Origin of the sequence: Actinoplanes subglobosus (assembly GCF_042650585.1) — a bacterium.
Taxonomy (GTDB): domain Bacteria; phylum Actinomycetota; class Actinomycetes; order Mycobacteriales; family Micromonosporaceae; genus Actinoplanes; species Actinoplanes subglobosus.
The window spans coordinates 82,922-95,527 of the sequence record NZ_JBHSBL010000006.1 but is presented as its reverse complement, the minus strand read 5'-3'; the positions used below and the strand labels follow the sequence as shown (position 1 = coordinate 95,527).

At 71.6% G+C, this 12,606-nt stretch carries 13 protein-coding genes; 4 read left to right on the top strand and 9 right to left on the bottom strand.

Annotated features, from left to right (window positions below):
* Positions 1–42 precede the first annotated feature (42 nt).
* Entirely contained in the window at positions 43–963 is a 921-nt protein-coding gene (locus ACFO0C_RS06650) for a serine hydrolase (RefSeq protein WP_378065651.1), read from the bottom strand.
* 134 nt (positions 964–1,097) lie between these two features.
* Here ACFO0C_RS06650 and ACFO0C_RS06645 point away from each other — a divergent pair, with 134 nt between their 5' ends.
* Positions 1,098–1,793, top strand: a complete 696-nt coding sequence (locus ACFO0C_RS06645; protein ID WP_378065650.1) for a hypothetical protein — start codon at positions 1,098–1,100, stop codon at positions 1,791–1,793.
* Here the strand turns inward: ACFO0C_RS06645 and ACFO0C_RS06640 are convergent, their stop codons facing one another.
* From ACFO0C_RS06640 to ACFO0C_RS06630, 3 genes are all read right to left on the bottom strand, one after another.
* Positions 1,794–2,942: a cytochrome P450 gene (locus ACFO0C_RS06640; RefSeq protein ID WP_378065649.1), complete on the bottom strand. Its 1,149-nt coding sequence runs from the start codon at positions 2,940–2,942 to the stop codon at positions 1,794–1,796.
* Between the two features lie 123 nt (positions 2,943–3,065).
* The gene (locus ACFO0C_RS06635) at positions 3,066–4,094 is read right to left on the bottom strand and encodes a S1 family peptidase (RefSeq protein ID WP_378065648.1); all 1,029 of its coding nucleotides are present in this window, start codon (positions 4,092–4,094) and stop codon (positions 3,066–3,068) included.
* Between the two features lie 267 nt (positions 4,095–4,361).
* The gene (locus tag ACFO0C_RS06630) at positions 4,362–4,913 is read right to left on the bottom strand and encodes a winged helix-turn-helix domain-containing protein (protein ID WP_378065647.1); all 552 of its coding nucleotides are present in this window, start codon (positions 4,911–4,913) and stop codon (positions 4,362–4,364) included.
* 169 nt (positions 4,914–5,082) lie between these two features.
* On the opposite strand from ACFO0C_RS06630, the gene ACFO0C_RS06625 reads away from it, so the two are divergent.
* Positions 5,083–5,565 carry an NADPH-dependent FMN reductase gene (locus tag ACFO0C_RS06625; protein ID WP_378065646.1) on the top strand — a complete coding sequence of 161 codons (483 nt, stop codon included), beginning with the start codon at positions 5,083–5,085 and terminating at the stop codon, positions 5,563–5,565.
* Between the two features lie 22 nt (positions 5,566–5,587).
* Here ACFO0C_RS06625 and ACFO0C_RS06620 read toward each other — a convergent pair whose 3' ends face one another.
* The 5 genes from ACFO0C_RS06620 to ACFO0C_RS06600 are packed head-to-tail and all read right to left on the bottom strand — an operon-like array spanning position 5,588 to position 10,363.
* Positions 5,588–7,207: a S8 family serine peptidase gene (locus tag ACFO0C_RS06620; RefSeq protein ID WP_378065645.1), complete on the bottom strand. Its 1,620-nt coding sequence runs from the start codon at positions 7,205–7,207 to the stop codon at positions 5,588–5,590.
* A gap of 39 nt (positions 7,208–7,246) precedes the next feature.
* On the bottom strand, positions 7,247–7,873 hold the full coding sequence (locus ACFO0C_RS06615) for a response regulator transcription factor (RefSeq protein ID WP_378065644.1): 627 nt from the start codon (positions 7,871–7,873) through the stop codon (positions 7,247–7,249).
* Positions 7,870–9,015, bottom strand: coding sequence for a sensor histidine kinase (locus tag ACFO0C_RS06610; protein ID WP_378065643.1), 1,146 nt, complete (start codon positions 9,013–9,015; stop codon positions 7,870–7,872). The genes ACFO0C_RS06615 and ACFO0C_RS06610 overlap by 4 nt, the downstream gene beginning before the upstream one ends.
* 5 nt (positions 9,016–9,020) lie before the next feature.
* The gene (locus tag ACFO0C_RS06605; protein WP_378065642.1) at positions 9,021–9,446 is read right to left on the bottom strand and encodes an ABA4-like family protein; all 426 of its coding nucleotides are present in this window, start codon (positions 9,444–9,446) and stop codon (positions 9,021–9,023) included.
* Positions 9,443–10,363 (bottom strand): hypothetical protein, encoded by a 921-nt coding sequence (locus ACFO0C_RS06600; protein WP_378065641.1) that lies wholly within the window; start codon positions 10,361–10,363, stop codon positions 9,443–9,445. Before ACFO0C_RS06600 ends, ACFO0C_RS06605 begins: the two co-directional genes overlap by 4 nt.
* 111 nt (positions 10,364–10,474) lie before the next feature.
* On the opposite strand from ACFO0C_RS06600, the gene ACFO0C_RS06595 reads away from it, so the two are divergent.
* A complete protein-coding gene (locus ACFO0C_RS06595) occupies positions 10,475–11,896 on the top strand; it encodes a hypothetical protein (RefSeq protein WP_378065640.1) in 1,422 nt (473 codons plus the stop codon).
* Complete coding sequence (locus ACFO0C_RS06590; protein WP_378065639.1) at positions 11,893–12,441, top strand: nucleotidyltransferase family protein; 549 nt, start codon at positions 11,893–11,895, stop codon at positions 12,439–12,441. Before ACFO0C_RS06595 ends, ACFO0C_RS06590 begins: the two co-directional genes overlap by 4 nt.
* The last annotated feature ends 165 nt before the right edge of the window (positions 12,442–12,606 follow it).

Here is a 12,606-nt window from a genome sequence, read left to right as displayed (position 1 = left end):
GGTGTCACGAGCCGACGGAGCCGGCCCGGTGAACATCTCCGGTCAGTACTTCAGATGGGTGCGGGTCATTTTCGCCACCTTCTCCACCAGGCTCTGGCCGGCCGGCATCGTGGCGTTGGTGTGTGACAGCACGGCGATCGACACGTCGGTGTCGTCGTCGGTGATCTGGCCGACCGTGTTGATGATCCAGAGGTTGGACTCGGTGGAGCGCTGCAGCCAGCCGTTCTTCACGGTGGCGTCCTCGCCCTTCTGGGCCGCCGCCGGGACGCCCCAGTCCTGATCCGGGGCGACGGTGCTCATCAGCTTGTGCGCGTACTCCCGGGAGGCCTCGGTCAGCTCGCTCTCCTCGTCGACGAACCGGTCGAGTAGCTTCACCTGGTCCTTCACCGTCGTCCGGGTCAGGCCCCAGGAGCCGCTGACCTTGGTCTGGGTGAGGCCGAGGCGCTTGTTGCAGGCGGACAGCCCGCTGATCTTGCCGACCTTGTTGTAGAGCGAGGTCGTCGCGTCGTTGTCGCTGTACCGGATCATCTTGTCGGCCAGGGCCTTCTCGCTGCTGGTCAGCTTGCGGCCGGCGTCCTGGGCGGTGAGCAGGAGACAGCCCAGCACCTGCACCTTGACGACACTGGCGGTCTCGTATTTCTCGTCGCCGCGGTAGGCGTACGTCTCGCCGGTCTTCCGGTCGAAGACCGCTACGGAGAACTCGGGCTTGCCGGCCGCATACTTCTTCAGCGCCGTGTCGAGAGCCTTGACCCGTTTCGCCCGCTCGATCGCGGCCAGCTCCTCAGGGCTGGGGCCGGTCGGCGTGGGGGACGCCGTCGGCTCGTTCTGGAAGGCCCCGGTGAGGGCTCCGGCACCGGACCCACCGCTGCCGCCGTCGGCCAGGAGACCCTTCGCCACCAGGACCGAGCCCCCCAGAATACCGAGGGCGGCCACCGTCACGATGAGATTCCGGGAACGTCGCACCCATGCATACTGCCGTGTCGCGCCGCCGTATGCCGCACCTGAATCCTGTGTATTCCCGACTTTCGACGCTCGGCTCCGCCACGGCCACAGCCCGTCACCGATCGCAGGGTGCGCAACCGGAGCACAATGGGTGCATGTTCTCTCTCGTGTCCGGAGCCGTTCAACTGACCGCGGCCGCCGCCGGCAAGGTGATCGAGACGGCGGCCGCCGCCGCCACGATCCCGGTGCGTGCGGTCGCCCTGATCGGCCAGACGGAGCTGCTGCTCACCCGGGCCGGCCTGGCGCTGGCGCAGGCCGAGGAGCTGATCGGGCGGGTGTCCGCGGTGACCGCCGAGGCGGAGTCCGCGGTGGCCGGGGCCAGGGCGATCACCACCGCGGCGGCCGCCGCCGTCGACGGGGTCACCGCGATCTCCACCCGGGCGGCCGCCGCCGTCGACGAGGTCACCTCCCTGACGACCCGGGCGGGCGCCACGGTCGACGACGCCTCCTCGATCGTGACCCGGGCCGGTTCCGTCGCCGGCGAGGTCGAGGGGATGGTCGGTGACTATTCGCCCACCCTGCGCCAGGCCGCCCCGCTGGCCGCCCGGTTCGTCTCCGAGCTCACCCCCGACGAGGTGACCGCCGCGATCCGGATGATCGACGAGCTGCCGGCTCTCCAGCGGCACCTGGTCCACGACGTGATGCCGCTGCTGGGCAAGCTCGACCAGGTCGGGCCCGACCTGCACAAGCTGCTCGAGGTGACCGAGGACCTGCACCTGGCGATCGCCGGCCTGCCGGGGCTGAAGATGTTGCGCCGCCGTGGCGAGGAGCGCACCCACGACCACGCGTGATCAGACCGCCAGGATCATGCCCTTGATCTCGTAGGAGGCGATGTCCGGCCGGATCGTCACGGTCGGTTCCCGGATCATCCGCAGGCCGGGCATCGCGAAGAGCCGGCTGAGGAAGATGTCGGTCTCCTGGATGGCGATGTGGGCGCCCGGGCACTTGTGGGCGCCGTCACCGAAGGAGAGGCCCGCCCCGACCGGGCGGCCGGGGCAGACCGTGCCGGGTCGCTCCCCGGCCTCGGCGGCGTCCAGGTTGGCGGCGGCCACCCCGACCTCGACGCGGGCGCCGGACGGGATGGTGACGCCGCCGGCCTCGACGTCGGCGGTGGTCCACCGGAGCAGGTCGCCGACGACCGGTTCGAGCCGCAGGATCTCGTGCAGGACGGCGGCCCGCCCGGGCGGGTCAGCGGCGGTGTAGCGGGCGCGCAGCGACTCGTCGGTGAGCAGGTGCCACGCGGCGACGGTGATGAACTCGCGGGTGGTGACCATGCCGGCGGCCGCGAAGGTGACGCACTCGCCGAGGATCTCGGGGAGCGAGCAGCCCTCGTCGATCAGATGTGAGATCAGGTCGTCGCGGCGGGTCCGGCGGCGGGCGGCGACGGCCGGGCGCACGTCGCGCCAGAGGAACGACAGCAGGACGAAGTTGTTGAACGCCTTCTGCCGGGCCGCCGCGAGTCCCCGGGCGTCCGGGTCGGGGATGCGGAAGAACCGGTCGAGCCGCTGCGGCATCCCGGGCGGGCTCTCGGTGAGACCGACAACCTCGGCGGCGACGGCCACCGCGAGCTGGAAGGAGAGCGCCGACAGGTCGGCCGCCCCGCGCCGGCGCAACACCTCGCACTGCTGGCCGGCGAGCCGGTGCATCAGGTCCCGGTAGGCGGTCTCGACCCGTTTCGGGGTGAAGTAGCGGGCGGTCTGGCGTCGCTGCTCACGGTGCTCCGGCCCGTCCCGGTAGAGCATCGGCAGGCGCATCCGGTGCTGGTGGCGCAACGCGTTCTCGATGCCGAGACCGGCCTGGCGGGTGTCGGTGTGCCGCAGGAACTGCCGCGCGGTGGCGTAGTCCTGGATGTGCCAGACGCCGTCGTCACCGACCCGGACCGGGCAGCCCGGCGCCTTCCCGTCCCGTTGCACCTTACGGCTGCTGTGCACTGTGGTCATTCACCGATTGTGATACACGACACCCGCCCCCGATCCAGTGGATCGGGGGCGGGTGTCCGTATCGGCCCGGCCCTGTTCGGAGAGCTCACGGTATGGGCGTCACCGCCGGGCCGCAGGTGCGTGTCAGAAGACCGAGACGCCGTACGCGCTCAGGGCCTCGACGACCGGCTGGAAGTAGGTGACGCCACCGCTGGTGCAGTTGCCACTGCCACCGGAGGTGAGGCCGTGCGCGACCGAGCCGGAGTAGAGCGAGCCGCCGCTGTCGCCGGGCTCGGCGCAGACGGTGGTGCGGATCAGACCGGAGACCGAGCCCTCGGCGTAGTTCACCGTGCTGTTGAGCGCGGTGACCCGGCCGGAGCGGGTGCCGGTGGTGGAGCCACGGCGGGTGACGGTCGCGCCGACGGCCGGGGTGGCCGCCGAGGTGATGTCGACCGAGGTGCCGACGCCGCCGGTCTTCGTGATGGTGGTGTTGGTGTAGCGGACGATGCCGTAGTCGTTGCCCGGGAAGCTGGTGCCGGCCCGGGTGCCGAGGGTGGCCGAGCCGTTGGTCCAGGTCGACGAGATGTTGGTGCAGTGGCCGGCGGTCAGGAAGTAGTACGTGCCGGCGCTGTTGCGGACGTTGAAGCCGAGCGAGCAGCGGCCGCCGCTGGGGGCGTAGATGGCGTCGCCGCCGGAGATCCGCAGGCTGATCTTGCCGGGGACGCTCTCGATGCGGGCGGCGTCACCGAGCTTGGCGACGGTCGCCTGGACCGCGGCGAGCTTGGCGCCGGTGATGCTCTCGTCCACCGAGACGACGACCTGGTTGGTGACCGGGTCGACGGCGAACGCGGTGCCCGGGGTCTTCAGGTTGACCTTGAGGTTCTCGTCGGCGGCGGCCAGCGTGGCGCCGCTGCGGGCGACGAAGCGCGGGGTGGCGCCGGTGGCCTTCACCTCGGCGGCGGTGGCGGCGTCGGTCACGTTGACGACGAGCCGGCCGGAGGCGTCGATATAGGAGCCCGCGTCACGGGCGCCGAGACGAGCATCCAGGGTGTTGGCGAGTGCCGTGGGGTCGGCGATCGGAGCGGCCGCGGCGGGGGTGGCGGCGAGTCCGCTTCCGACGAGGATGCCCACGGCAAGGCCGACGATCGGTCGGCGAAGCTTCGGGTTGAGCACGGTTCCTCCCAGGGGGAACGGGTAGGGGCCGGTACGCCCGATCCGGCGCACCGCGTGCTCGCAAGTATTTAAATCTCTCTATCTGATGGCAAGAGTTGTTAACGATCATCAAACGTCGATCAACAAGCTCCTGAACAGCTAAAACAACCCTTGCATATCGCGGACCTATTACCCGTTCGGGATGAAGCCGGAGGAAACGCAACCGGCCGGCGACCTCGGGGTCACCGGCCGGCGCGGCGGCTACATCGACACACGGTTACATCCTGACTACCGCTCGACGACGGCGATCGGGGCGTCGTCGGCGAGCCGGTAGCCCAGGCCGTACACCGTGGTGATCAGCTCCGGGTCGTCAAGCTTGGTCCGCAGGCGACTGACGTGCACGTCGACCGTCCGGTTCGTGGTGTGCCGGTGCCCCCACACGTGGGTGAGCAGCTGTGAACGGCTGAACACCTGACGCGGGTGACGGGCCAGGAAGAGGAGCAGGTCGTACTCCAGGCGGCTGAGCTCCAGCAGCTTGCCGCCACGGAACGCGGTGCGCGCCCGCGGGTCGAGACGGATCTCGGCGGCACCCGCACCGGCCGGGACGGCGGGCACACCGTCCAGCTCGACGGCGGTGGTGGCGCCGGCGGCGTCCACCAGCTCCCGCAGCGCGGCGAGCACGCGCTCCCGGCCACCGGCCCCGCCCGCGATGCTGATCGTCACGGTCACGGGGGCCTGGTCATCGTCCACTTGCTGCTCCGGCGGCGGGTCGGGCACCGGCCGTAGCAGGACCGGGCGGGGGTACGTGGCGTGCGGGTGGGCGACGGCCAGGACGGACATGAGCACTCCTTCAGGCGGGACACGGTGGGTGCCGCAAGGATACATTTCCTATCAGTTAGATAGGCAGTGGCAGGCATCATATCCTCCGTGGTGACAATTCCCTATCGGGGAACTAGGATTTCGGTCACGCGCCGGACCCCGGCTGAACTCCAGGAAAGGTCACACCGACATGACGGGAATCGTGGTGGTGTCCGGCAACCCCCGGGCCGGATCCAGGACGTCGACGCTGGCCGTCGCGGTCGGCGAGGCGATCGCCGAGCAGCTCGGCTCCCCGCAGCCGCACGTCATCGAGGTCGGCACGCTCGGCACCGGGCTGCTCACCCCGGGCGACGAGGCGACGAGGGCCGCGCTCGCCGTGATCAGCGAGGCCAACCTCCTGGTCGTGGCCACGCCCACCTACAAGGGCAGCTACACCGGCGTGCTCAAGGTGCTGCTCGACCAGCTCCCGGCGCAGGCCCTGGCCGGCAAGCTCACCGTCCCGGTGGTCACCGCCGGTGTCGCGCCGCAGGCCGCCGCGGCCGAGGCCCTGCTCCGTCAGCTGCTGGTCGAGCTGGGCGGCATCGTGGTCCGGCCGGGCCTCCCGGTGCTGGAGAGCGACCTGCCCGAGTCCACCGCCATCGCACAGAAATACGCCGCCGCCCTCGACTGGTGAGGACGGCGGCGCATTCGCGGACTCAGCGGGCGGTCAGCGTGTACGTCCTGCTGGCCGCCTGGTTCCAGACGTCGGTGAAGCGGATCGTGAAGGTGTAGGAAGCGCCCGGCTCAACGGTCGGCAGGCCGCTCAGCAGGCCGTCCGTCGACAGGCTCAGCCCGGCCGGCAGCTCACCGGACGCCACCGTCCAGACACCGTCCCGGCTGTCGGACAGGTCGAACCGCTGCTCGAACCCGACGTCGTTGATCAGGTCGGGCAGCACCTCGGTCTGGATCACCGGCAGGTCCGCGACCAGCGGGATGACCACCCGCTTCGTCACCGACTGCGGTACGTAGTCGGTGAACCGGACCGTGACCGTGTACCGGCCGGCGACCTCCGGCGTACCCGAGATCACCCCGGACGAGGAGAGCGTCAAACCGGCCGGGAGCGTCCCGGAGTCGAGCTTCCAGCTGCCGCGACGGCCGGCCGCCAGCGTCAGCCGCGTGGTGTAGGGGGTGCCCACCCAGCCCTGCGGGGTCTGACCGGTGGCGATCACCGGAGCCTTCGGCGGCGCGGGGACGAAGAGCAGCCGGTTCGGTGCGCCGGCCCGGTCGGTGACCTTGCCCTTCGTGGCGTTCGCGATCAGCTTGGCCTGCACCTGCGCCGGGGTCCAGGACGGATTGGCGTCCAGGAGCAGCGCGGCCGCGCCGGCCACGTGCGGCGACGCCATGGACGTACCGCTGTATTTCGCGGTGGCGGTGTCGCTCGCCGAGACCGCCGACTTGATGTTCACGCCCGGCGCGAAGATGTCCACCCCGCCGCCGTAGTTGGAGAACGACGCCCGCCGGTCCCTGCTGTCGGTCGCCGCCACGGTGATCGCCGCCGGCACGTCGGCCGGGCTGCCCAGCCGCGCATCGGTGTCCTCGTTGCCGGCCGCCACCACGTAGGTGATCCCGGCCGCGATCGAGTCCTCCACGGCCCAGTCCAGCGCTGGGCTGTAACCGCCGCCGAGACTCATGTTGGCCACCGCTGGCAGTTCCGCGTTCTGCGTCACCCAGTCGATGCCGTCGATGATGTCGGAGATGTAACCCTGGCCCTCGCAGTCCAGCACCCGGACGCCGACCAGCCTGACCTTCTTGGCCACGCCGTACGAGGACCCGCCGATCGTGCCGGCCACATGCGTGCCGTGACCGTTGCAGTCGTCGGCCTTCGCGTCACGGCCGACGAAGTCGTAGCCGGAGACGGCCCGGCCGCCGAACTGCTGGTGACTGGTCCGGATGCCGGTGTCGATGACGTAGGCGTGCACCGCGTCGCCGTCGGCCGACGGCAGGTAGCTCTTGGTGAGCGACCTACTCCGCTGGTCGATGCGGTCCAGGCCCCACGTGGGGTTCTTCTGCGTGCCGGTCAGGGCGACCTTCCGGTCCGCCTCGACGTGCCGGACCGCCGGGTCGGCGGCGACCCGGGCCGCCTGGGCCGCGGTCATCTCGGTGACGTATCCGGGGAAGCTCCGGAACTGACGCAGCAGACGGCCGGCGAGGACGTCCGGCACGCCGTCCTTCAACGTGACGATGTAACGGCCGGTCGGCTCGGCGGTAGCGGCCTGCGCCGGTACCGGGGACACGATGACGGAGGCGGCAGCCGCCGCGGCGATCCACTTACGCATGCCCGGGGTGATCGGTCGCGGAACCCCCCGGTTGAGGAGTCAGGCGCGGTGGGCGAGCAGGGCCAGGCGGACCCGGTTGGGACTGCCGGTCTTGGTCATCAGCGCGGTGATGTGCGTCTTCACCGTGGTCACGCCGATGTGCATGCGGTCGGCGATCTCGGTGTTGCTCAGGCCCTCACCGACCAGGTCGAGCACCTCCCGCTCGCGGGCGGTCAGCCCCTCGACCCGGCCGCGCGGCTCGGGGCGGGCGTCGACCGCGCGGCGGACCAGCCGGCGCAACACGTCCTGGCTGAACGGGCTCTCCCCGGTGGCGGCCTGCCGGATGCCGTGCAGCAGCTCCTCCGGCGGGGCGTCCTTGAGCAGGAAACCGCACGCGCCGGCCTGCAGCGCCGGATAGAGGTGGTCGTCGTCACCGAACGTGGTGAGCACCAGCACCCGGGCCGCCGGGCGCGCCCCGACGATCCGGCTGGTCGCGGTGATCCCGTCGACCCCGGGCATCCGCAGGTCCATCACGATCACGTCGGGCACCAGCCGGGCCGCCAGCTCCACGGCGGCCCGCCCGTCACCGGCCTCACCGACCACCTCCATGCCGGGCTCGGCGTCGCAGAGCATCCGCAACCCGGCACGGATCAGCTGCTGATCGTCGACCAGGAGCACCCGGATCATCCCGGCAGCACCGTGCTCGCACGCCATCCCTTCCCCTCCGGGCCGGCGGTGAGGGTCCCGCCCAGCACCTCGACCCGCTCCCGCATGCCGGTGAGCCCGTGACCACCACCGACCAGGTCGTTGCGGTGGCCGGCCGGCAGACCACCGTCGTCGGTCACCGACCACTCCACATCGGAGCCGCTGACACCGACCCGCAGCACGGCCGTGGCCGACGAGCCGGCGTGCTTGGCCACGTTGGTCAGCGCCTCCTGGGTGAGGCGGAGCACGGCCAGGCCACGCACCGCGTCCAGGGCGCCGATCGCCGGGTCGACCTCCGCCTCCACGATCACACCGGCCAGGCGGGCCTTCTCCACCGCGCCGTCCAGGGCCGCGGGCAGGGCCGACGGCTCGATCGCGGTCAGGGCGGCGTCACCCCGTACCCCCTCGGGGTCGCGAAGGACCACGACCAGCTGCCGCAGATCGGTGAGCGCCTCCGTCCCGGTCCGGTGGACGTCGTCGAAGACGTCGGTCACCCTCGGGTCGAGCCCCGGCAGGACGTGCCGCGCCACGCCGACCCGCAGCACCACCGAGGCGATGTGATGGGCGACCACGTCGTGCAGCTCACGGGCGATGGCGGCGCGCTCGTCGGCGCGGGCGGCACGCTGCTCCGACTCCGCCCGGCGGGCGGCCTGCTGCCCCAGCTCGTGGGTGGTCCGCCCGACCACGCCGAGCAGGATCGGAGTGCCCAGGCTGGTGGCCAGCCCGACCAGCGCCTCGAAGAGGGTGACTCCCGAACCCGGCAGCCCGAACACGAGATAGGTCACCCCGACCATGACCGCGCCGGCCACGACGTGGACGGCCCGCGGCGCCCAGAAGGCCAGCTCGCCGAGCGCCCACGCGGTGCCCACCTGGTTGATCGTCGAGTCCTCCAGGATCGCCAGGGCCACCCCGAAGAGAACCGTCTGCACCAGCAGGTTGATCGGCTGGCGCCGGTGCAGCAGGATCCCGGACGCGAACGCGAGACCGGCGAGCACCCACTGCGGCCCGGTCGGCGGCGTCTGCGTCCCGCAGATGACGAGCAGGTAGGCCATGCCGCTGAGGATGAGCAGCAGCATCCGCGGGAGCGTCTCCCGCGCGTTGAAGAGGCGACCCGCCCAGCCCATGCCGGTCAGCCTAGGCGCTCGGGCCGGCGCGGTCGCACCGCCAGGTAGGTGGCCAGCCCGATCGGCCCGAGCATGATGGTCAGGAACAGGATCGGCGCCATCAGCAGGACCGGGACGTCACGCTCCCGGCTGTCCAGGTAGGACCATCGGCCGGCGAACAGGTCGAAGGCGATCATGTGCGCCCATCCGGCCGCCGCCCCGGCCGGGGAGCCGAGCAGCTCGGCCACCCCGTCCAGGGTCGGGTTCGACACGCTCGACCAGACGTTCGCGAAATCCGGGACGATCAGCGCCGCGTAGATCGCCACGATCGGCAACACGATCAGCGGGCTGCGCACGATCCGGGTCGTCCACGACCACTTCGGCAGCAGGATCATCAACGCCCAGAAGGGCGCGGCCAGCAGGAACGTCAGGTCGAACAGGGTCGCGGTCACGGACGACCCCTGGTGGCGGCGACACCCGCGACGGCGGTCACGGCCGCCAGGGCGCCGAACGCGGCGAGGGTGAGGCCGTCCGGTTGCAGCAGCGGTTGCGCGCGCAGCGCCTGCCAGGTCAGGAGGATCACCAGTACGGCGTACGCGCTCCCGCCGATCAGCACAAGCCGGGCCCGGGCCTGTTCCGTCAATCGGGTCCACCGCCCCAGCCCGAAGGCGAGCAGCGGGACCGCCTGGAGGGCGTGCAGCCCGACGAAGTGGCTGATCCGCAGATCCCCGCCGGTGGTGCTCCACCCGGTGACCGGCATCGACGGCCCGCCGTCCGGCACGCCGACCGAGTGCGCGCCGATCAGTCCGCTGTCGGTCATCTGCGAGGTCATGATGAAGGCGATCGCCATGCCGAGCAGGGAGATGCCCAGTCCGAGCCGGATCGCGAACGCGGCCGGCCGGTCCGGGATCCGCTGCCGCAACGCGGCCACCGCGATCACCACCTGGGCGAAGAACAGCACCATGATCGACGGGCCCATGATGTCCCAGAGCAGCTCGTCGAGCGGGGTGCTGACGTTGTAGTGGCTGGTCGTCCCCCGGATCACCTGGGTCACGATGATGGTCAGCTCGACCACCGCCACACCGAGGATGACGACGCCGGCCCGTTCGCCGGCACGGCTGCGGCGCGGCAGGATCGCCAGGATCCAGGCCAGCGTCCAGGCGTAGAACACGAACGAGACGGCGAACTTGAACGGCTTGAGCCAGATCGGTACGCCGGTGAGGATCCGATCGTCGACGAAGATCCCGGTCAGGGCGATGAGGGCCAGCACCGCTGAGGCGGCGGTGAGCCAGAGCAGCGGCCGGTTCCAGCGGGCCTCGCTCCGCAGGGCGGGCGCGCTTCCCGCAGTGGGTGAATCGATGGTGGTCATGGACTCACCCTCGCCCGTTCCAGCCGCCGGATCGTCCGTCCGGGGGCCGCATCGGCGGCCGGTCGAAGGAGGGCTTCTCCTCCCCTGGTAGGAGGCGGCGATACTGGCGCGGTGGATCACACCGCCCCCCTGATCAACTTCCCCTCCGACGAGACCGGACGACCCTCCAGCACGGCGTTCGGCCGGGCCGTCGTCGCCGACGCGCTGCGGTCCGTGGATCCGGCCGCCGCTGCCGCCGCCGAGCGCGAGACCGACTGGCGGCGCGGCTACCCGCGCCACTTCAAGGCCCTGGTCGAGGCCGGGCTGGCCGCCGACGGCACGGCCGGTTACGAGATCGCCGAGGCCGGCCTGGCGTCGGTGCAGGCCCGCATCCGGTTCCGCCGTGACGACGGCGACTTCACGCTGGCCCAGGCACTGATGGCGGCGCCGGAGCGTCCGCTGGAGACGGTCGAGGTCACCGGCGAGGGCCGGCCGGAGACCGAGGTCGTCCTGCCGTACCGGGGAGAGCTGCTGCGCGGCGACGCCCTGCTGCGCCGGCTGGACGCCTGGGTGGCCGCCGGGGTGATCGAGGAGTCCTGCGCCGACGCGGTCCGGGAGGTGGCCGGGTCGCCGGACTGGCTGGACCTGAGCGATCAGACCCTGGTCGCGGCCGGGGCCGGCACCGAGATGGGCCCGGTCGGCTCGTTCCTCGGCTGGGGCGGCACGGTCCTCGCCCTCGACCTGCCCCGGGACGACCTGTGGCAGCGGGTGCGCGGCAAGGTCACGGCCGGCCGGCTGCTCGCCCCGGTGAGCGGTACGACCCCCGGCGCCGACCTGCTCGGTGACCTGGGCGCGGTGGCGCAGTGGGTGCTCGGCTTCGACGGGCGGCTGGTCCTGGGCAACTACGTGTACGCCCCCGGTGGCGCGTACCCGCTGCTCGCGGCGGCCGTCGACGCGCTCGGCACGCACCTGCGGCACCACCGGCACGACACGGCGCTGGCGTTCCTGGCCACCCCGACCGACGTGTACGCGACGCCGGAAGCGGCCGTCACCCACTCCCGTGCGCGGTACGCGGCCCGCTCCACCCGATCGAAGCTGGGCGCTGTGGTGTCCGGGGGCCGGCTGCTGCGCCCCAACTACCCGTGCGGCGAGGTCCCCGGTCTCAACGACAGCCTGGTCCCGCAGCAGGGCCCGAACTACGCGCTGGCCAAGCGCATCCACCGCTGGCGGGCCACGCTCACCCGCCGCGACGGGGTGGTCAGCTTCGCGGTGGCGCCGCCGACGCGTACCCGATCGGTGATCAGCAATCGCCTGCTCGCCGCCGCCTACGCGGGTGCCCACCTTTTCGACGTGGAGATCTTCGAACCGGAGACGGCGAGCCGCCTGATGGCGCTGCTGCTGGTGCACCAGATCCGCAAGCCGCGGTCGGCGGCCCCGGCGGCGTGGGAGGACGAGGCGGTCGCGGCGGCGCACGGCGGGCTGTGGCGGACCGCCTACCACCCGAGGACGGCGTTGCCGCTGGCCGCGGTCCGGGGTCTGGCACTGCCGCGATGACGGTCGCGGGACTGGTGCTGGCGGCCGGGGCGGGCCGACGCTACGGCATGCCGAAGGCGCTGGTCCGGTACGAGGGCCGGCTCCTCGTGCAGCGGGCCGCGGCCACACTGCACGAGGCCGGCTGCGCGCAGGTCACCGTGGTGCTCGGCGCGGCGGCCGACGAGGTCCGGGCCGCCGCGCCCGATCTGCCGGCGACGGTGGTCAACCCGGACTGGGCGACCGGCATGGGCTCGTCACTGCGGGCCGGCCTGGCCGCACTGGCGGCGACCGATGCGACGGCGGTGGTGGTGCTGCTGGTGGACATGCCCGGTGTCCCGGCCGCGGCGGTCCGCCGGATCCTGGCCCACGCCGCTCCGGGCGCGCTGGTCATGGGCGGTTACGGCGAGCGGCGGGGGCATCCGGTGCTGCTCGGCCGCGACCACTGGGCCGGGGTGTCGGCGTCGGCCACCGGGGACCGGGGCGCCCGCGACTACCTGCGCGCCAACCCGGTCCGGATCGTCCCGGTCGGCGACGTCGCGGACGACACCGATATCGACTTTCCGTAGCCGGAGGGTAGCTCAAAATTACAGGCAACCTTTCCGCGCGAAATGCACACTTAATCAGTGGAATGCATTTCTCCATTCATTTTCAATTCGCTGGTTAATTTATTGATTAAGCGAGTTGACAGGGGCTGCTAATGGGCGCGAGCATTTATCTCGTTCCCCGATCCT

What these genes read in the sequence shown, in the direction of transcription:
- ACFO0C_RS06645 (WP_378065650.1), top strand. Translation starts at nt 1,098, where the DNA reads ATGTTCTCTCTCGTGTCCGGAGCCGTTCAACTGACCGCGGCCGCCGCC.
- ACFO0C_RS06640 (WP_378065649.1), bottom strand. Translation starts at nt 2,942, where the DNA reads ATGACCACAGTGCACAGCAGCCGTAAGGTGCAACGGGACGGGAAGGCG.
- ACFO0C_RS06630 (WP_378065647.1), bottom strand. Translation starts at nt 4,913, where the DNA reads ATGTCCGTCCTGGCCGTCGCCCACCCGCACGCCACGTACCCCCGCCCG.
- ACFO0C_RS06625 (WP_378065646.1), top strand. Translation starts at nt 5,083, where the DNA reads ATGACGGGAATCGTGGTGGTGTCCGGCAACCCCCGGGCCGGATCCAGG.
- ACFO0C_RS06620 (WP_378065645.1), bottom strand. Translation starts at nt 7,207, where the DNA reads ATGCGTAAGTGGATCGCCGCGGCGGCTGCCGCCTCCGTCATCGTGTCC.
- ACFO0C_RS06615 (WP_378065644.1), bottom strand. Translation starts at nt 7,873, where the DNA reads ATGATCCGGGTGCTCCTGGTCGACGATCAGCAGCTGATCCGTGCCGGG.
- ACFO0C_RS06610 (WP_378065643.1), bottom strand. Translation starts at nt 9,015, where the DNA reads ATGGGCTGGGCGGGTCGCCTCTTCAACGCGCGGGAGACGCTCCCGCGG.
- ACFO0C_RS06600 (WP_378065641.1), bottom strand. Translation starts at nt 10,363, where the DNA reads ATGACCACCATCGATTCACCCACTGCGGGAAGCGCGCCCGCCCTGCGG.
- ACFO0C_RS06590 (WP_378065639.1), top strand. Translation starts at nt 11,893, where the DNA reads ATGACGGTCGCGGGACTGGTGCTGGCGGCCGGGGCGGGCCGACGCTAC.